The organism is Paenalcaligenes sp. DL 309 (genome assembly GCF_057475285.1).
This window is the reverse complement of sequence record NZ_JBYBKW010000002.1, coordinates 350,453-366,918: the sequence shown is the minus strand read 5'-3', so window position 1 is coordinate 366,918 and position 16,466 is coordinate 350,453. Positions and strand designations below refer to the sequence as shown.

Here is a 16,466-nt window from a genome sequence, read left to right as displayed (position 1 = left end):
AATGAAAACTACACGCCGCTTTACCTTATTATTAGGGGCTGCATTAGTAGCTGCTACTGCCACTAGCGCTACGGCTTATGCTCAAGTAAAAATAGGTACTATTGCTTCTTCTACTGGTACGGTTTCTGCCATTGGTATACCGCAACGCAATACCGCTATGATGCTGCCTGATCAGGTGGGTGATCTAAGTATTGAATATATTCATTTTGATGATGCCAGTGAGCCCAATAATACCGTGACTTCTGTTAAAAAGCTCATTTCTGAAGAGCAGGTAGATGCCATTATTGGACCTTCAGGTGCACCGCACGCCATGGCTTTATTAGATTTAGTCAGTGAAGCCCAAACACCATTATTAGCACCAGTGGGTTCTATTAGCGTGATTTATCCTATGGATGAGAAACGTAAGTGGGTGTTTAAACCTACGCAAAACGACAGCATAGTGGCTGATAAATTGATGCAACATATGCAAGATAATGGGGTGAAAACGCTGGCCTTTATCGGCACAGCAGATACTTACGGTGAAACATGGTATGGCGTAATGCAAGAGCGTTTAGCAGAAAAAGGCATTACTTTAGTGGCTAATGAGCGCTATAACCGTCCAGATACGTCTGTTACCGGGCAAATATTAAAAATTATGTCGGCTAATCCTGATGCGGTATTAATAGGTTCGCCGGGAAGCCCAGCGGTATTGCCACAAAGTACGTTGTATGAGCGTAATTATCCGGGTACGATTTACCAAACGCACGGCGCAGCCATGAATGATTTTTTACGCTTAGGTGGTAAAGCGGTAGAAAATACCATTATGGGCGGTAGTTTAATGCTAGTACCGGATGAAATTTCGGATGACAATCCTTCCAAGGCAGTGGCGCTGGATTACATGAATAACTATAACGAGAGGTATGGGAATGTGCCAGCCACCTTTGGCGGTAATGTGTATGATGCGGGTTTATTATTAATGGAGGCCATTCCGGTAGCGGCTGAGGTGGCAGAGCCGGGTACGGTGGAGTTCCGTCAAGCGCTACGCGATGCCTTAGAAAACATCAAAGAGCTACCCGGTACTCAGGGTATCTATAATATGACACCTGATGATCATAGTGGTTTTGATGAGCGGGGTGTAGAGCTCATTACCATTAAAAATGGTGAATGGACTCTAGTTAAATAACCGCAAACGCCTCTAACAATACAATACAAGCGGAGAGCCCACATAAAAGGGCAAAACCCATTTGTATATAAAGCGGTGGTATTTTGGGGGCGGCAATACGCCCCCCTATCATTCCAGCCACCACAAAAGCCACAAAAGGCCAAGTGGCTGGATTGTGTAGTGCATCGCTAGTCGCCAGCGCATTAAGTACAGTGACGGCTGATATCAGCGCGATCACCATCAATGAGGTGGCCACAATATTATGTATTTTAAGATTCGTAAAACGCTTGAGCATAGGCACAATAATAAAACCGCCTCCCACACCTAAAAGGCCGGTCAATAAGCCCGATACCATGCCTATGCCGCCAATGGTTAGGGTACAGCGGCTATTCCAGATAAATTTCCCCGTGGCTTCAGAGATCATACAAAGCTTTTCTTTTTCGGGCTCAACAGTGCCGCCCGATTTTTTACTACGGCGGGCTTGATTAAACATGCGAGCTGCCACAATAAACATCACCCCGCTAAACAGCACCATTAGCCAAAACTCAGGCAAACGCTTAGCTAGCCATGCACCTAAAGGCGACATCAGTCCGCCTACTACAGACATAAGTACGGCTGCTTTATAACGAACTAAATACCGTCGTAAACCATCTACTGCGCCGGTGAGCGCAGCAAGGCCTACAGCAATTAAGGCTATAGGTGCAGCGGTGGTCATGGAAAGCCCCACACCTAATACTAATGCGGGTACGGCTAAAATACCGCCACCGGCTCCGGTGAGACCTAAGGTTAGGCCCACAATAAACCCCAATATGCTGCTGATCATAATTTATCGTTTGTTTATTATATAAAGAAAAATATCTTTATATAATAACATTATATGCATATAGCTTGTTGTTATATGGATTATTGCTGTGCATACCAGCTTTTTATATCAGCTAAATTTGGATTGATTTCTGTGGCTAAGCCGCCGGTAAACTCACGCCAAGGTTCTAAAAAACGCGTGGCAACTACCGTGATCATAGGTAGGCCCAAGCTCATGATTTCCAGCAACTCCTCGGCAAAGCCTTCGCCTTCTGCTTCGAGTTTGCCAAAACGGTTTACCACAATAAGATCTGGTTTTTGTTCACGTGCATGCTTTAAAATATGGCTGGCATTACTAACAGCTTCGGAATCTAGGCAGCAACTGGTGTTGTGCTCGCCTAAATCCTGAGCAATAGATGTGAACTCGCCGTTATTAAGATTAATAATGCCCATTTTGCTGCGGTAAGCAAAGCTCACTTCTTCAGGCGCTTGCACCACACCTAATACCACTTTGCCTTGCTCTTGTAAGTACTGAATAAATGGTTGCAATTGCTCATCAGCGGCTTCAGCGCTTTCATGTACGATAGCACCTATAGGTAACGGTTTTTCATTGTTCGTCATTATGACTCCAAAATTATGAAGAAAATTCGAATACTACTATTTACATTGCTCTCGTCACTAACTGTAGTTACTGCTTCCAGTTATGCGGCACCCTTTACGGTGCAACCCAGCGCCGGGCAGTGGGAAATTACTACGCAAACTTTAGCTGAAGGCAAAGACATAGGACCACAGCTCAATCTCATTAAACAGCAGGCAGCAACTTTTTTAAAGCCTGAGCAGTTAGAAAAACTAAATCGCTATGATCCCCGTCAATTCAACGAATGTTTAAGCGTTAAACAGGCCACTGTATTGTCTGATCCACAAAAAAGTTTGGATTTTGTTAGTCAAGCCTTAGGCCAGTGTGAGTTACAAATAGATAGCCAAGACGCGGTGCAAAGCACAATGGTTTTTAGTGGCTACTGCAATGAGCCTAAACATGGCATGGAGGGAGATGTAAAAGGGCAAATTCACTATCACAGTGCTACAGAGGCTTCGGGATTTGTGGAAGGTGTAGGTACTCTACCTGCGCCTATACAGTTAATGCTCACAGGGCGCATGCAGTCACAGGTTCATATTCGTAATAATTTTAAGGCGCAGTGGCAGCAGGCGCAGTGTTCGTCGATTGGTACGCCGTAATCGCATTGCGTAAATATCCGGCCCAGATCATAAGCCAAAACGCATACATCATTACGCCACTATTATGCGATAAAAAACTTTGCGTGAATCCAAAGTCAATATAAGCCACAGGTAATATAGTTCCTGCTACGGCTAAGGCGCGTAAAGACAAATTTGAGTGCTTTAAGTAAGGGTGGAAATACCAAATAGGAGCTAAATATAAGGCAATTAGGGCAAGCAACCCTACCAGCCCATTTTTAGCCGTTGTATTGAGTATTTCATTATGTGAATGGGTAAATAAAGTGGTGGCAGGATCTATTTTTCCTTGAGTCACTAGCTCTTGAATAGCCGTTACGTATTCAGTTTGCCCCCAGCCTAATAAAGGTTTTTCTTTAATTAGTTCCGTGGCTCCGCGCCACATCTCAAAGCGCGAACCTACTGAGGTAGCTTTATAACCGGCTTGATATTGCTGTACATCATGTATAGCGGCATGTATGCGGTCTTTTATAGGAAGCTGTGGCAGGTTAAAAACAGTGAGGCCAATTAAAACGGCGAATACAAAAGCAAAAATTTTAGTGCGCAGGGTAAAGTAATTATGGTAGGCCTTAAATAAAACTAAAAACACAAAAGGCAGCCCTATCCAACCACCTCGGCTGCCTGAAAGAATAGAGCCTAATATACCGCTTAGAGCACCTAAAATAAGCAAAGTGAAGTAGATTCTGCGGTGTTTGATTTCAGTTAAGCTGTAGGCCCATCCTAAGCCCGCTAGGCAGAACAAGCCCATCAACATGGATAAATTACCAAATTGTATGGAATGATGAAAACCGCCTGAACGCTCTAAAGCGAGAAAGAGTTTTTCGTAAATAGCGAGTAAGCCAGCCCCTACACTGCCGGCGACCAAACCCGCCCAAGCCCAATGCAGCTTTGGTTTAGTCCAACGGAGTAAGTAAAAGGTAGGGATGGCTAAAGTAAATCGTAAAATCTTGTCATAATGACTGCTGCCTAGGTCATGCCATAGGTTATTTCCAATGCCTTCTAAGGTAAAAGCCACTAAAACCAAGAGTAAGTAAAAATCACGCGTCTCTAGCGGGTTTTGCTTATCTTGAGTGTAAGCGTAAAGCCCCCCTAATAACAACAATACTGCACCCACTGAATAGCCACTAGGTATGATTAATGCTAGCAAGCCAAAAATGAAAATGGCACTTGAGCAATAAGTAACTAGCCATCGTGGGGCAGAGGTGGTGTTTATCATTTAATAATATAAAAGGAGGCTCAGAAGCTGCCAAACATGGTCCCTAAAGTAATGACAGTAATAGTAGCAAATAATGGTGCCACCATTGTTACCATTGCGATATTTGCGTAAGCTTGACGGTGATTCAGCTTACAAATAGCGAGCAAGGTAATAATGGCGCCGCAATGCGGTAAGGTGTCAAAACCACCCGCTGCCATAACCGCTACCCGGTGCATAAGCTCTGGGCTAATACCAGCGGCTTCAGCCATTGCTAAATACTCAGCACCTAAGGTTTGTAGAGCAATACTTAACCCACCAGATGAAGAGCCAGTAATACCTGCTAACGTTGTCATCGCAACGGCTTCAGAAATCAGTGGGTTGGTAGGATTAAGATTTAAAACAGAGTCGCGAATAATGGCAAAACCGGCTAAGCCAGCAATCACCGCACCATAACCCACCTCAGAAGCGGTGTTAAATAGCGGTAGCATAAAACCAAACACCCCTTGGTTAATGGTTTCTTTAAGATTTTCCCAGCGTCCTAAGCGTGAAATAATTAATACAAAACAAGCAGAAACTAAGGCAATGATTAAAGCCCATAAGCCTGTCATGTTTTGCACATTCGTATTTGGGAATTTATCGCTAATTGGCGCTAAATCTGTATTGGGAAAAACCCAGTAGGTAAAGAGCGCATTGACCCCAATTACTAAAAACAAAGGCAGTAATGCTAAGACCAAAGGCATGGTAGAAAGCGGGCCTTTCTCATGTACCGTATGGCCATCATCCATAGGGATATCTTGGTCGCTGGCATGATCACCATAACCTCGGCCCTGGGTTTTGGCTTTGTTTACACGACCCTGTAACCACCATAAACCACCTATAAGCATTACCAGCGCACCAATAATACCTAATCCCGGGGCCGCAAACACGTTTGTGCCGTAATAAGGAATGGGGATAGCGTTTTGAATAGCGGGCGTGCCGGGCAGTGCCGTCATGGTGAAAGTAAAGGAGCCTAGAGCAATAGTGGCGGGAATTAAATCCTTGGGAATGTCAGCAGCACGGAATAGATCGCGGGCAATGGGATAAATAGCAAAGGCCACCACAAATAGCGAAACCCCACCATAGGTTAATAAACCACATGCAATCACCACCGTAGCTAAGGAGTGGGTAGGGCCTAGACGTTTAACTATCCAACGCGCAATGGTATTAGCAGCACCCGAATCAGCCATGAGCTGCCCAAACAAAGCTCCTAGCAAAAATATCGGTAAAAACTGCAGCACATAGCCGCCTAAAGCCTTCATGAAGGTTTCTGTGTAAATAGGTAAAAAGAAACCCAGGTCACCCGATAAAAACACCGCCAAGGCGGCCATTAAGGGGGCTAGTAGTAAAACCGTTACGCCTCTATATGCAAAAAACATCAGTAGCAATAAAGAAATAACAATAGCTAACGTGGACATAGCTAGAGCTCCAAAAACGTAGATACAAAAATCACGCACGCATTATTGCCTGCTAGGCGTGATTGTAAGCCTATGTTTCGGTGTTGGATATGTTATTTACGCTTATTGCTTTTTAAGCGTTCATGGGGAAGAGTCGGTGAGAGAATTTCACGTACCAAGCGGCGGATTGCACTTGGATTATATAAGCTAAGGCAATCAGTAATGCGGCTTGAGCTCCCGCCTCACCAAAAGCGGTCATGGATAAGGCCAAGGCAATGGATAAGTTCCGCATGACCGTGCCATACACTAACGCAATGCCATCACCACGATTTAGCGCCTTTTGAGCAATCACAGTACTGAGTACATAATTAATGGCATACAAGATAAAAATGGGAATGACTATAGATAATAATAATTCGGGAGATTGCATCAAGTCTTGTGCTTTAAGAGCCATCGCCACAAATACAATGCCTAAAACGCCTAAGGTAGAAAACTGAGGAAATTTCGGGCCTATGTGTTTTTGAAAATGATCTTGGCCATGTTTTTTTACTAAAACGAATCGCGTTATTTGCCCGGCAATAAGAGGAACCACAATAAATAAAAGGATTTGTTGAAATACCGCTACTATTTGCACTGGGATTTCTGCGCCTAATAATAAGCCCAACGCCAAAGCCGGTTCATCAGCAAAAAACACTCTGCCTAAGCCATACGCAATAAAAGGAATAATGGCAACGTTAATGACCAAAGCCCAGATCTGCACCGCGTTATTACCAGGGTGCAGTAACTGTTTAGGCTTTACCCCCACCATCATGGGATACACCATAAGTAGGGTTAAGGGGGCGATTAGTAAGGCTAAGGGTTGCGTGTTGGTATTAAGCCCGGTAATAAAACCCAATACTAAAAATATAGGTATGCTTAGACTGAGATTTTTACTGAGCCAGGCGATAGTCTTCATAAAAAACCTTAAAGGGGTAAGGGAAATTATTGATTAGAAATAACATTATACTTTTTTATATAGTGTATAGCTAATTCCTAGACCATTAATTAATGGCAAACCCCAAATACTCTGGTAGCCACAACGCAATCCCTGGAAAGAACATCACCAATAGTAGCGCACTAAACATGGTTACCATAAACAGCAAGGCCCAACCAAAGGTGTGCTCTAAACGTATGTTCGCCACTTTAGTTGTTACCATCAGATTTACCGCCACAGGCGGAGTGAATTGCCCGATAGCGATATTCATGGCCAGTAAAATTCCAAACCAAATGGGATTCCACTCAAAGTGGTTAATTAATGGAATTAATACCGGCGTTAATATCAGATAAATAGAAATAGCATCTAGTAGCATGCCTGCTAAGAGCACTAAAATCATCACTAAAAATAACAGAACCAATGGGTTATCGGAAATAGATAAAATAGTGTCTGCCAAGCGCGTAAAGGTACCTAAGGTAGTACCTGCCCAAGCAAAAATGCCTGCTAAAGCAATAATAAGCAGCACAATACCTGAAATTTTAACGGCCTCATTAAACATATCTAATAAGCCCGCCCAAGTGAGCTGCCTATAAACAAAAGCACCTAAAATCAGACCATAGGTCACAGCCACTACAGCGGCTTCAGTAGGCGTAAAAAGCCCTGAGCGTAAGCCTCCTAAAATAATCACAGGTGCAAATAAAGCTGGAATGGCTTTAATGAAACTCTTGCCAATCGCTGGACGCTTTTCGGTTTTGACGGCTTCCCAACCATTACGCTTAGCTAGAAAGTAAGCAGGGACTAATAGGGAAGCGCCCGCTAACAGGCCAGGAAATAATCCGGCAGCAAACAGAGCACGTAAATCTAAACCCGGTAACATTACCGAATACAGGATAAGTGCGATGGAAGGCGGAATTAAAATGGCAGTGGAGGAGGCAGCGGCAATTAAGGAAGCGGAAAAAGGTCTTGGGTAACCGGCTTTTGTCATGCTGGGTAACATGACCATGGCCACAGCCGCCGCATCTGCTGGGCCCGAACCGCTCATACCACCCATAATTAAGCAAACTAAAACCGCTACTAAGGCCAGACCACCGTGGCGTTGCCCAATTAAGGATTGCGCAAAGGCAACTAAACTAGCGGCTACGCCAGCACGCTCAAAAATAAGCCCGGTTAATATGAAAAGAGGAATGGCAATCAGGGGGTATTTAGCAATACTGTTATAAGTATTCGTGCCTAAAGTGGCCAACATATCGGGGGAAAGCCCCGTAACAATACCCGCAGCACCACCTAAACCCAAGGCAAAAGCGACTGGCATGCCTAGTAATAAAGAAGCCCCAAAAATGGCTAACATCCAGAGATCAGGGCTCATGCTTGCTCCTCTGCTGGGTTATAGCTGCTTTTTAAACGATAGATTAAGCTTTGTGTGCTACGAATAATGATGGCCACAGACAATACAGGTAGCCATATCAAATAAATCCAGGTGGGAAGTCCTAGCCCAGCTGATAAGGACTCCCACGTGTACTCCTCATAAGTTAGAAGACCACCATACCAAGCGACTAAACCCAATACCACTACAGCCCCTAGCCATTGCAAGGTATAAATAATACGCCGACCTAACAGGCCAAAGTGCTGTTCTAGTAGAGTGATACGAATGTGTTCGTTATTGCGAGCGGCAACAGCGCCACCTGCAAAAGCTAAAATCACCATTAAAAACACGGAAAATTCCTCAGTAAAAGCAAAGGAGGCATTGGTGGTATAGCGTACGATCACATTGGCCAAACTAATAATACAAATGGCGGCTAAGGCAATAATGCCTAAAAACGACTCAATACGAGTTTTGGGTTTAGAGGACATGGTAAGTAATTAACGATTTGTTATTGCTTCTTGAGCGGTTTCTACTAGGGTTTCACCAATACGTGGAATCCATTTTTCATAGACGGATTGTGTGGCATCAACAAAGGCTTGATGCTGCTCGGGTGTGAGCTCAGTAATTTCAACACCGCGCTCGCGAATGGTTTCTAAGGTATTGTCTAATTCCGCACGGGATTTTTCAATTTCCCACTGACCGGCATCGATGGCCGCTTCTTTTAAAAGGGCTTGATCTTCAGCTGATAAAGTGGACCAAACACGTTGACTCACTCCAAAAATAAGAGGGTCATTCATGTAATGCCAAAGCGTGAGGTACTTTTGATTAGCACGGTCTGCTCGGGCCACGTCATAAACGGCTAAGGGGTTTTCTTGGCCATCTACAGCACCGGTGGTGAGCGCGGGTAGCGCATCCGTCCAGCTCATTTGTGTGGGGTTTGCTCCTAGGGCATTAAAGGTATCTAAAAACAGAGGAGAGCCTACTACGCGGATTTTTAAGCCTTCTAAGTCTTCAGGCGCATCAAGCACTTTTTTAGAATTAGAGATTTCACGGAAACCATTTTCACCCCATGCCAGTGGCATCACGCCACGCTTTTCAATGGCATCAAATACCATTTTACCTGCTTCGCCTTGGGTAATAGCATCTACAGCAGCATTATCCGGCATTAAAAATGGCAAAGAGAATAAGTTTACCTCAGGTACTTGAGTTGACCAATTAATAGTGGACCCCACAGCCATATCAATTAAGCCGCTGCGCATGGCAGAAAACTCTTTGGTTTGATCTCCCGAGACCAACTGGGCATTAGGATACACTTTTAGAGTTATACGGCCATCGGAGCGCTCTTTGACTAATTCAGCCCATTTTTCTGCGGCTTGTCCCCAAGGAAAAGCATCAGATAAAACGGTGGATACGGAGAACTCACGTGTTTCTTGAGCAAAGGCGGTAGTGGCACTAAAGGCTAAACAGGCAGCGCTAAGAGTTAGCCATTTTTTAATTCTCATCATTATCTCCATTTACTTTTTTGAAAACATTGATATTAGCAGAATCAGTGCATCTAATCGCGTTTAGTTAGGGAGATATAATAATTTTTGTCTTACAATTCATGGTTGATATGATAGGATTGTAATGAAGTTCCATCATCTAAAAAGGATATATTATGGCCGTTCGTATTAATGATATTGCACCTAATTTCACCACTGACTCCACTGCAGGTGAGCTCACTTTGCATGATTGGATGGGTGATAGTTATGCTATTTTATTTTCACACCCTAAAGACTTTACCCCCGTATGTACCACTGAGTTTGGTGCGGTAGCTCGTTTAGCGGGTGAGTTTGAAAAGCGCAATACTAAAGTCATGGGCGTATCGGTGGATGATGTAGATGATCACATCAAATGGATGCGTGATATTGAAGCTTTTTCAGGTGCTCCCGCAAACTTCCCTATTATTGATGACACATCCTTACAAGTAGCAAAGCTCTACGATATGTTGCCGGCAGATGCCTACTTGCCTGATGGCCGCACACCCGCTGATAGCGCTACCGTGCGCACGGTATTTATTATTGGCCCAGATAAAAAAGTGCGTCTCACCATGTCTTACCCTATGTCAGTAGGCCGTAACTTTGCTGAGATTTTACGCGCCTTAGATGCTATCCAAGCCACTGATGGTCAGCCTTTAGCGACGCCTGCAGATTGGGTACCTGGCCAAGACGTGATTGTGGGTTTAGGTTTAGATGATGAGCAAGCCAAAGAGAAATTTGGTGAAATTGATATTAAATTACCTTACCTACGCTTTACTAAGCATCAGGCGAAGTAATATTTATTTTTGACTTCAGCGATGAAGCCATGCAAAGACCTCGGTTTTTATTGTGAATAAACTGAGGTCTTTTTTATTTTTTTATTACTTACTGTTTTTCACTGATTTCATAATAACAAAGGGTAAAGGGCCGGGGGCCAGAAAGTTCACAATATCTTGAGCTGCCGCTTTACCTGCAGGATGTGTTGCATGCTTTTGCATGGCAGAAAGCGACTCAAAATAAGACAGTGTAAAGCCATCCCAGGGGGGAGTAGTGGTTAGATACTCGTTGTCATCTACATGCAGCTGCTCATACCGGTAGAGCCATGGGCTGGCACAAGCTATAGGGCCATGCTGATTACGCCAGTAATCTCTGAACGCTTCTGTACTTAATTCTGGGTGTTTTTTAGCAAAACGCACCACTTTAATTCCAGCCTTACCCCCACTCACGTTTTTTTGCTCTATGGCTTGCACTATCAAATGCTGGGCGGTGGGCTGTTGTTTTGCTAAGTGGACGCGCCACCTATGTGCGGCCGCACTAGTTAAAAAGTCATACTCTAGCAGCCAATCAGCAGCCGGCGTAGAGTCTGTATATATTTCTTCATCAGCTTTAGAGACAGAGAAAGAAGAGCAGGCAACGGGTTTTTCTTGTTGAGCTACAGCTCCACTTCCTAGACTAATAACGCGAAATAGAGGAGGTGTACTCATTAGGATAATTCACCTTGAAGTACGCCTTTATCTACCACCACTTTGCCATCTAAACGAATGGTGCAGTTACGCATAGGATAATCAAAATGACAGTCAGTAAAGCGATTGGCTGCTGGGTTAGCACCGGTAGAGAATAAAAAGTTGCCTGCAAAAGCCCGTAACTCAGTGCCATTATGATCCCGTTTATCATACATGATCATGGAGTCCCAACGAGCAGCAGGTGCCATACCCCAGCCCACATGACTGACAGCATAAGCATCAGGCTCATTCCAGCTTTCATAGTATGAGCGCATAAGCTCAGCATCTAACCCCTGGCCTTCAATTTTTGTGACAAAATCATTTTCAATATGCAACGTAACAGCAGATTCCAAATAACGTTTAAAGGTGAGGTTCACATCACCCTCATCAAGAACCACTGTGCCATTAACACTGCCGTTATTCGGATAGCAAATACATAAACCCGCAGGCCAATAACCAAAGTTACCCGGTTTATCTGCAATACCTGCGCTACCTCGGCCCTGTACATTTTTGAGATCAATGGTGAGGTCTGTGCCGGCAGCAGAGCTAACGTGCATGGTTTTCGCTTGCGTAATCAGATCACCACCTAATTGGCTTTTTTCATGAACGGCCAGACTAGGTTTAACGCGCTCTAAAATCTCTGGGTGCTCATTACTAATCATCATAATACGCGCGCCATTAGAGAGCAGTTCATTGCGCTCTACTGAGTGCAGCAAACCCTCCACAGTACAATCCACAATAAACTGACTAGAAGAAAGCGCGTTAATAACCGGCTCTAAGCCGTCTAAAGCGAGTGAGGTACCTGTAGAGCGTAAAGGCACTGTTCCTTGAATTCTGGGTGATGGAATGCGTACGTGAAATACTTTGGCGCCCATTTGCGTAAGAGCGAGTTCAGCGAGCTCCGTTAATACGGTACGTGATTGAGATTCAGAGAGAATGGCAGCCACTTCACCGGGTTGTACTTTACATAGACCAAACACTTCCACAAAATCAGCAATCCATTTGCCTTCAATACGTTCTACTAGCATGCTTAATATCCTTAATTAAAATAAAACAAAAAATCTAAAAACCCAAAACACGACAGAACCCGTAAGTCTACAAATCTATAGAAGTAGTTTTAACCATACATAAGCTCAAACTCAGGTTCGGGCAAAGCTAGACGGGTAAATTTTGAACCATGAAACACCAAAGGCTCGTGTTCTTTTTGGGTTTGTAAGTCGTGAATTAGTAGTTGTACGGCAAGATGGTCTCCGGCCGGATGCACAGCATAAATAGAGCAGTCGAACCAAACGGAAGCATTAGGGATACGGATTGCGCCCGAAGACGTGATGTGGGTATCAATCCCGTTAAAGCGGTTTTGCTTATTAGAGCCCGCTAATTGTAAGCACATATCGGCATGGTCAGAGTTCAGAATAGATACCCCAATGCGTTCTGCTTGCGCTAAGTACTCCCACGTAGATGATGATTTTTGTACAAAAAATGCGGCTAAGGGTGGCTCAAGAGAAACTCCCACAGAAAAGCTTGAAGCAACAATAACATGTTGTTCACCCTCGTGTAAGGCGGCAATGGCGGCTACACCGGAGGGAAAATGGCCGAAGGCTTCACGTAGTTTTTTCTGGCAAAAGCTAATTTCAGTAGACATAAGTATTATCCTTTAAGGCAAATAAAACACTGCTTTATGAGTTCAATTATTAGCCGGCCGTCAAATAATTGCAATAAGTCTAGGGTAAACCATGAATTTAAATAAACAATAAAAATTATATTATATTGCTATATCATTACGGTCGTGTTGTTTTTGAGCCTGCTTTGTTAGGGTGGAAACACGCGTAAATAATTAAATAACGTTAAGGATTATTATGTCTACTACTATTACTGCTGAAAAAAATCGTATTGTTGTTTCTGGCGCGCCATCTCATGAGGAAACGGCTGGCATTGTTGAGCGAATTCATAAAATTGGACCGCTATTACGTGAGCAGGCTGTAATCGCAGATCGAAATCGTATGTTGCCCCAAGTTTCTGTGGAGGCGTTGGAGTCTACCGGTGCTTGGGATATTTCCACCTTAAAGCGTTATGGTGGTTATGAAGGCGGCGCGGCGATGTTATTAGAGGTGGCTAAAACCGCAGCTTATTATGATCCCAGTGCAGCGTGGTGCATTGTGATTTCAAATGGCTCAGTGATGTTAGCGAATCGATTTGGGGATGATGCCTTAGATGAAGTGTTTGCGAATGGACCTATTAAATCGGCCTCTATATTTGCTCAACCCCAAGGCACTGCTACACCAGATGGTGAGGGTTGGAGAGTAACCGGTAAATGGCCTTTTGCTTCCAATAGCAATAATGCCGATTGGGCTTTGGGCATTCTTTATATTAAAGAAAATGAAACGGATGAGCCAAAAGTTGGCTTTGCACTCATGCGCAGAGATGAGTTTGACATTGAGGATACGTGGTACACCATCGGGATGCGTGGTACAGGTTCTAATACTATGATCACAGAAAATCTATGGTTACCTAAAAACCGCGTGAGAACCTTTGATGAGCTTATGGGCAATGGTCCAGAAAAAGATCCCAATGCTACCTTTGGCCGTAGAATTACTCCGCACTTAACTATGTCTACTACCATTCAATCTGTGGCGGTGGGTGCTGCTTATGCAGCCTTAGATTACACCAATGAGTTGTCAAATAAGCGTGGTATTACTTATACCCATTACACTAAACAGTCGGATTCTGGGGCATTTGTACAAAATCTTGGTGCCACCAGTATTAAAATTGATAGTGCAAACTTACTGTTAACGCGTTCAGCCGCCGAAATTGATGCAACGGCAGCGGGAGTAGTACCTATGCCTATACCTTTACGTGCAAGGCATCGTGCAGGGATTGGCCATGCGGGGCATGAGGTAGTAGATGCGGTTAATGAATTGTGCTGGTTGCATGGTACGGCGGCATTTGCTGAAAATAGTTTCCTTGGGCGCATGTGGCGTGACATTAATACAGGCACACGCCACGCTTCTATTACCGCCCCCATGGGCTATGAGTTGCATGGTAATGCGTTAACAGGCACGGATTACATTTCTACAAAGCTTTAAATAATGAAACAACAAACTAAACTAGGCGCACCATCAGAGGTGAAGAAGGTTGACGGCGAGCAGGTGTGCGCTTGGTATGGCATTCGGTATGCCACAGCTAAAAGGTTTAGTGCTGCTACGCCTGCTTTTGAGCAATTAAAAGTATCAAGCCAGCAAGAGGTCCCTATTTTCCCTCAGTTACCTAGCAGGTTGGCCGCTGTCATGGGGCAAGGAAAAGCGAACTCACAGTCTGAAGATGCCTTTTTTTTGAACATTTGGGCACCTAAAGAGGCGACTGGATTACCTGTTGTTTTCTTTATTCATGGTGGTGCTTGGATGACGGGGGGTGGGGCCATGAGTTGGTATGATGGCTCCAGACTGGCAGCCCAAGGTTTAGTGGTGATGACTGTTAATTATCGCTTAGGGCCTTTAGGCCATATGGGGCAAGCGGATGCTCATGAGTTGCCACTGCCTGCGGCTGATATTTTGCTCTCGTTGCGTTGGGTAGCAGATAATGTGCAGCAGGTGGGCGGAGATCCCTACAAAATTACCTTAATGGGGCAGTCTGCGGGAGGGTGGTATGCGCATTTACTTTCTGTGCTTTCGGAAACCAAAGGTTTAATACATAGGGTTGCCCTACATAGTATGGGCACACGTACGCCTTGGACACCTGAAACACAAAAAGCAACCACGCACAGAGCTGACTCATCATTAAATGGAAAGTTACAGATAGCGCCTGTAGCCGAGGCGTTGAAAGCGGGTATGGCGGCATTGCATAGAGAGCCTGTGCAATTAGCTTATGGGCCAGCTGCCTTTTTACCGGTAGCCAGTGCTGCTTTACCAAAACAACTGCTGGAGCCAGAGTGGGCAGCCCAGGCTTGTCACGCTGAAGCGGTATATTTACGCTGTACTGCAGACGAATCCTCCACCTTTTTATTTAATGTGCCTGAGCAGTATGCAGCAAGCCAAGAGCAGGTAGATGACGCTTTAGGACAGTGGCGCTTGGAGGATTTACCACCTGAGCTTCAGTTTAATGGCGTGTTTACGGGGGCGAAGTCCGGGTTGTCACCGTATAGGCAGCTAGTAGCAGCGTCTTCATGGCGGCAGTTCCAACGTTTCCCATCACACTATGCCGGTGCGTTAATAAAACAAGGGCGCTCCGTGATTTCAACCAGCTTTAATGTAGCTAGTCCTTTAGAGCGGTTGCATAGCGGTCATTGTTTTGACTTACCATTTCAGTTTGGTAATTTATGGGCTTGGCAAGATGCCCCTATGCTTGCTGGCTATGATGCCGATCTTTTTGAGGTTGAATCCCGAACGTTGATTTCTGAAATGGCGGATTTTGCTAAAGGAGTTCCTGCCTCACAGAGGTGACGTGTTCTTCAGCTAGAGACCTCAGCAGTCTATGTAATTCATTAAATACTTTACGAGCTTTGCTACCCGCCCAGTTGGTGGGTAGTAATTCTGGGGGCAAACCAGGGTCTAAAAAAGGTAAACCCCGCCATTGCGTCATCATAGGCATATAAAGTTTAAAGGCTTGCTCTGCTGTTTCCGTGCCTAGACGTAGTTGTTTTTGCCATTGGTTTATTTCTGGCTCATAGATGTCTATAAAGGTTTGGTATTCAGAAGCTAAGGCATCTAAGTCCCACCATTTGGCTACTTTGTTTTTTATGTCCATGTGCGTGCTGGCTTCAGAGATAAACAGATCAACGTACTCCCAAAGCTCATGCTCTCTGATGTATTCAGTAGCGGCGGCTTTTAAACGCACCGGTGCTATATATAAACCTGCTGTTACCACACCAAAGCCCATTCTACTTAAACCAGTACGTATTAAATGCCTATTTTTGCGCTCACTTTCTGGTACTGAAAACGAAATTAAAAGCCATGGGTCGCCCACCTTAGCGGCTAAGGGGGTGAAGATGCGATCATCCCCGCTTTGCATATGTGGTTCTAGCTCAGGGAGCAATGAGTAGTTAGTACCGGTTTTTTTTCTTTGACTTAGAAGCACGCCTTTCTTTTTTAATCTGGAAATAGAGGAACGCACACTGGAAGGTTCTGAGTTTAGCGCAGCTAAGAGTTTAACTACCACAGAGATAGGAATGGGTTTGCCCGCTGGGCGCCCGTATAAGCCAAAAAGGGTCATTATATAATGATGATGACTTGGCTGCTCGCTGACTTTATGTCCTCGCCCCGCAATAAACTCATCAATGGCAACAGTGGTTTTCATT

General features: G+C 44.5%; 17 protein-coding genes. 5 read left to right on the top strand and 12 right to left on the bottom strand.

Annotated elements, in window-relative coordinates; all coding sequences use genetic code 11:
* Position 1 precedes the first annotated feature (1 nt).
* Complete coding sequence (locus tag AC2UZJ_RS04445; RefSeq protein WP_486948904.1) at positions 2-1,162, top strand: ABC transporter substrate-binding protein; 1,161 nt, start codon at positions 2-4, stop codon at positions 1,160-1,162.
* Here AC2UZJ_RS04445 and AC2UZJ_RS04440 read toward each other — a convergent pair.
* Together AC2UZJ_RS04440 and AC2UZJ_RS04435 are read right to left on the bottom strand one after the other, a co-directional pair.
* On the bottom strand, positions 1,155-1,964 hold the full coding sequence (locus AC2UZJ_RS04440; RefSeq protein WP_486948903.1) for a sulfite exporter TauE/SafE family protein: 810 nt from the start codon (positions 1,962-1,964) through the stop codon (positions 1,155-1,157). The genes AC2UZJ_RS04445 and AC2UZJ_RS04440 overlap by 8 nt on opposite strands.
* Before the next feature lie 80 nt (positions 1,965-2,044).
* Complete coding sequence (locus tag AC2UZJ_RS04435; RefSeq protein ID WP_486948902.1) at positions 2,045-2,563, bottom strand: DUF2478 domain-containing protein; 519 nt, start codon at positions 2,561-2,563, stop codon at positions 2,045-2,047.
* Positions 2,564-2,578: 15 nt separating this feature from the next.
* Here AC2UZJ_RS04435 and AC2UZJ_RS04430 point away from each other — a divergent pair, with 15 nt between their 5' ends.
* On the top strand, positions 2,579-3,178 hold the full coding sequence (locus AC2UZJ_RS04430) for a DUF3617 family protein (protein WP_486948901.1): 600 nt from the start codon (positions 2,579-2,581) through the stop codon (positions 3,176-3,178).
* On the opposite strand, the gene AC2UZJ_RS04425 is transcribed toward AC2UZJ_RS04430, so the two are convergent.
* The 6 genes from AC2UZJ_RS04425 to AC2UZJ_RS04400 all read right to left on the bottom strand — a co-directional run bounded on the left by AC2UZJ_RS04425 (position 3,129) and on the right by AC2UZJ_RS04400 (position 9,659).
* Entirely contained in the window at positions 3,129-4,409 is a 1,281-nt protein-coding gene (locus tag AC2UZJ_RS04425; RefSeq protein ID WP_486948900.1) for an O-antigen ligase family protein, read from the bottom strand. The genes AC2UZJ_RS04430 and AC2UZJ_RS04425 overlap by 50 nt on opposite strands.
* A 20-nt stretch (positions 4,410-4,429) precedes the next feature.
* Entirely contained in the window at positions 4,430-5,842 is a 1,413-nt protein-coding gene (locus AC2UZJ_RS04420) for a GntP family permease (protein ID WP_486948899.1), read from the bottom strand.
* A 112-nt stretch (positions 5,843-5,954) separates the two neighbouring features.
* Positions 5,955-6,776, bottom strand: a complete 822-nt coding sequence (locus tag AC2UZJ_RS04415; RefSeq protein ID WP_486948898.1) for an arsenic resistance protein — start codon at positions 6,774-6,776, stop codon at positions 5,955-5,957.
* Between the two features lie 85 nt (positions 6,777-6,861).
* Positions 6,862-8,160: a TRAP transporter large permease gene (locus tag AC2UZJ_RS04410; protein WP_486948897.1), complete on the bottom strand. Its 1,299-nt coding sequence runs from the start codon at positions 8,158-8,160 to the stop codon at positions 6,862-6,864.
* A complete protein-coding gene (locus tag AC2UZJ_RS04405) occupies positions 8,157-8,645 on the bottom strand; it encodes a TRAP transporter small permease (protein ID WP_486948896.1) in 489 nt (162 codons plus the stop codon). The genes AC2UZJ_RS04410 and AC2UZJ_RS04405 overlap by 4 nt, the downstream gene beginning before the upstream one ends.
* 9 nt (positions 8,646-8,654) lie before the next feature.
* On the bottom strand, positions 8,655-9,659 hold the full coding sequence (locus tag AC2UZJ_RS04400; protein ID WP_486948963.1) for a DctP family TRAP transporter solute-binding subunit: 1,005 nt from the start codon (positions 9,657-9,659) through the stop codon (positions 8,655-8,657).
* A 155-nt stretch (positions 9,660-9,814) separates the two neighbouring features.
* On the opposite strand from AC2UZJ_RS04400, the gene AC2UZJ_RS04395 reads away from it, so the two are divergent.
* Positions 9,815-10,471: a peroxiredoxin gene (locus tag AC2UZJ_RS04395; RefSeq protein WP_486948895.1), complete on the top strand. Its 657-nt coding sequence runs from the start codon at positions 9,815-9,817 to the stop codon at positions 10,469-10,471.
* Between the two features lie 84 nt (positions 10,472-10,555).
* Here AC2UZJ_RS04395 and AC2UZJ_RS04390 read toward each other — a convergent pair whose 3' ends face one another.
* From AC2UZJ_RS04390 to AC2UZJ_RS04380, 3 genes are all read right to left on the bottom strand, one after another.
* Positions 10,556-11,158 carry an EthD family reductase gene (locus AC2UZJ_RS04390; protein ID WP_486948894.1) on the bottom strand — a complete coding sequence of 201 codons (603 nt, stop codon included), beginning with the start codon at positions 11,156-11,158 and terminating at the stop codon, positions 10,556-10,558.
* On the bottom strand, positions 11,158-12,204 hold the full coding sequence (locus AC2UZJ_RS04385) for a 2,5-dihydroxypyridine 5,6-dioxygenase NicX family protein (protein WP_486948893.1): 1,047 nt from the start codon (positions 12,202-12,204) through the stop codon (positions 11,158-11,160). The genes AC2UZJ_RS04390 and AC2UZJ_RS04385 overlap by 1 nt, the downstream gene beginning before the upstream one ends.
* An 89-nt stretch (positions 12,205-12,293) precedes the next feature.
* Positions 12,294-12,818, bottom strand: a complete 525-nt coding sequence (locus AC2UZJ_RS04380; protein WP_486948892.1) for a flavin reductase family protein — start codon at positions 12,816-12,818, stop codon at positions 12,294-12,296.
* A gap of 214 nt (positions 12,819-13,032) precedes the next feature.
* Here AC2UZJ_RS04380 and AC2UZJ_RS04375 point away from each other — a divergent pair, with 214 nt between their 5' ends.
* Both AC2UZJ_RS04375 and AC2UZJ_RS04370 read left to right on the top strand, forming a co-directional pair.
* Positions 13,033-14,259 (top strand): acyl-CoA dehydrogenase family protein, encoded by a 1,227-nt coding sequence (locus AC2UZJ_RS04375; RefSeq protein WP_486948891.1) that lies wholly within the window; start codon positions 13,033-13,035, stop codon positions 14,257-14,259.
* Between the two features lie 3 nt (positions 14,260-14,262).
* The gene (locus AC2UZJ_RS04370; protein ID WP_486948890.1) at positions 14,263-15,612 is read left to right on the top strand and encodes a carboxylesterase family protein; all 1,350 of its coding nucleotides are present in this window, start codon (positions 14,263-14,265) and stop codon (positions 15,610-15,612) included.
* Here the strand turns inward: AC2UZJ_RS04370 and AC2UZJ_RS04365 are convergent.
* Positions 15,584-16,465: a PaaX family transcriptional regulator gene (locus AC2UZJ_RS04365; protein ID WP_486948889.1), complete on the bottom strand. Its 882-nt coding sequence runs from the start codon at positions 16,463-16,465 to the stop codon at positions 15,584-15,586. The two genes, AC2UZJ_RS04370 and AC2UZJ_RS04365, sit on opposite strands and share 29 nt — an antisense overlap.
* Position 16,466: the final 1 nt, after the last annotated feature.

Coding starts and splice junctions, on each gene's coding strand:
- AC2UZJ_RS04440 (WP_486948903.1), bottom strand. CDS start 1,964: ATGATCAGCAGCATATTGGGGTTTATTGTGGGCCTAACCTTAGGTCTC.
- AC2UZJ_RS04420 (WP_486948899.1), bottom strand. CDS start 5,842: ATGTCCACGTTAGCTATTGTTATTTCTTTATTGCTACTGATGTTTTTT.
- AC2UZJ_RS04385 (WP_486948893.1), bottom strand. CDS start 12,204: ATGCTAGTAGAACGTATTGAAGGCAAATGGATTGCTGATTTTGTGGAA.
- AC2UZJ_RS04390 (WP_486948894.1), bottom strand. CDS start 11,158: ATGAGTACACCTCCTCTATTTCGCGTTATTAGTCTAGGAAGTGGAGCT.
- AC2UZJ_RS04380 (WP_486948892.1), bottom strand. CDS start 12,818: ATGTCTACTGAAATTAGCTTTTGCCAGAAAAAACTACGTGAAGCCTTC.
- AC2UZJ_RS04405 (WP_486948896.1), bottom strand. CDS start 8,645: ATGTCCTCTAAACCCAAAACTCGTATTGAGTCGTTTTTAGGCATTATT.
- AC2UZJ_RS04430 (WP_486948901.1), top strand. CDS start 2,579: ATGAAGAAAATTCGAATACTACTATTTACATTGCTCTCGTCACTAACT.
- AC2UZJ_RS04400 (WP_486948963.1), bottom strand. CDS start 9,659: ATGAGAATTAAAAAATGGCTAACTCTTAGCGCTGCCTGTTTAGCCTTT.
- AC2UZJ_RS04395 (WP_486948895.1), top strand. CDS start 9,815: ATGGCCGTTCGTATTAATGATATTGCACCTAATTTCACCACTGACTCC.
- AC2UZJ_RS04415 (WP_486948898.1), bottom strand. CDS start 6,776: ATGAAGACTATCGCCTGGCTCAGTAAAAATCTCAGTCTAAGCATACCT.
- AC2UZJ_RS04435 (WP_486948902.1), bottom strand. CDS start 2,563: ATGACGAACAATGAAAAACCGTTACCTATAGGTGCTATCGTACATGAA.
- AC2UZJ_RS04425 (WP_486948900.1), bottom strand. CDS start 4,409: ATGATAAACACCACCTCTGCCCCACGATGGCTAGTTACTTATTGCTCA.
- AC2UZJ_RS04445 (WP_486948904.1), top strand. CDS start 2: ATGAAAACTACACGCCGCTTTACCTTATTATTAGGGGCTGCATTAGTA.
- AC2UZJ_RS04365 (WP_486948889.1), bottom strand. CDS start 16,465: ATGAAAACCACTGTTGCCATTGATGAGTTTATTGCGGGGCGAGGACAT.
- AC2UZJ_RS04375 (WP_486948891.1), top strand. CDS start 13,033: ATGTCTACTACTATTACTGCTGAAAAAAATCGTATTGTTGTTTCTGGC.
- AC2UZJ_RS04410 (WP_486948897.1), bottom strand. CDS start 8,160: ATGAGCCCTGATCTCTGGATGTTAGCCATTTTTGGGGCTTCTTTATTA.
- AC2UZJ_RS04370 (WP_486948890.1), top strand. CDS start 14,263: ATGAAACAACAAACTAAACTAGGCGCACCATCAGAGGTGAAGAAGGTT.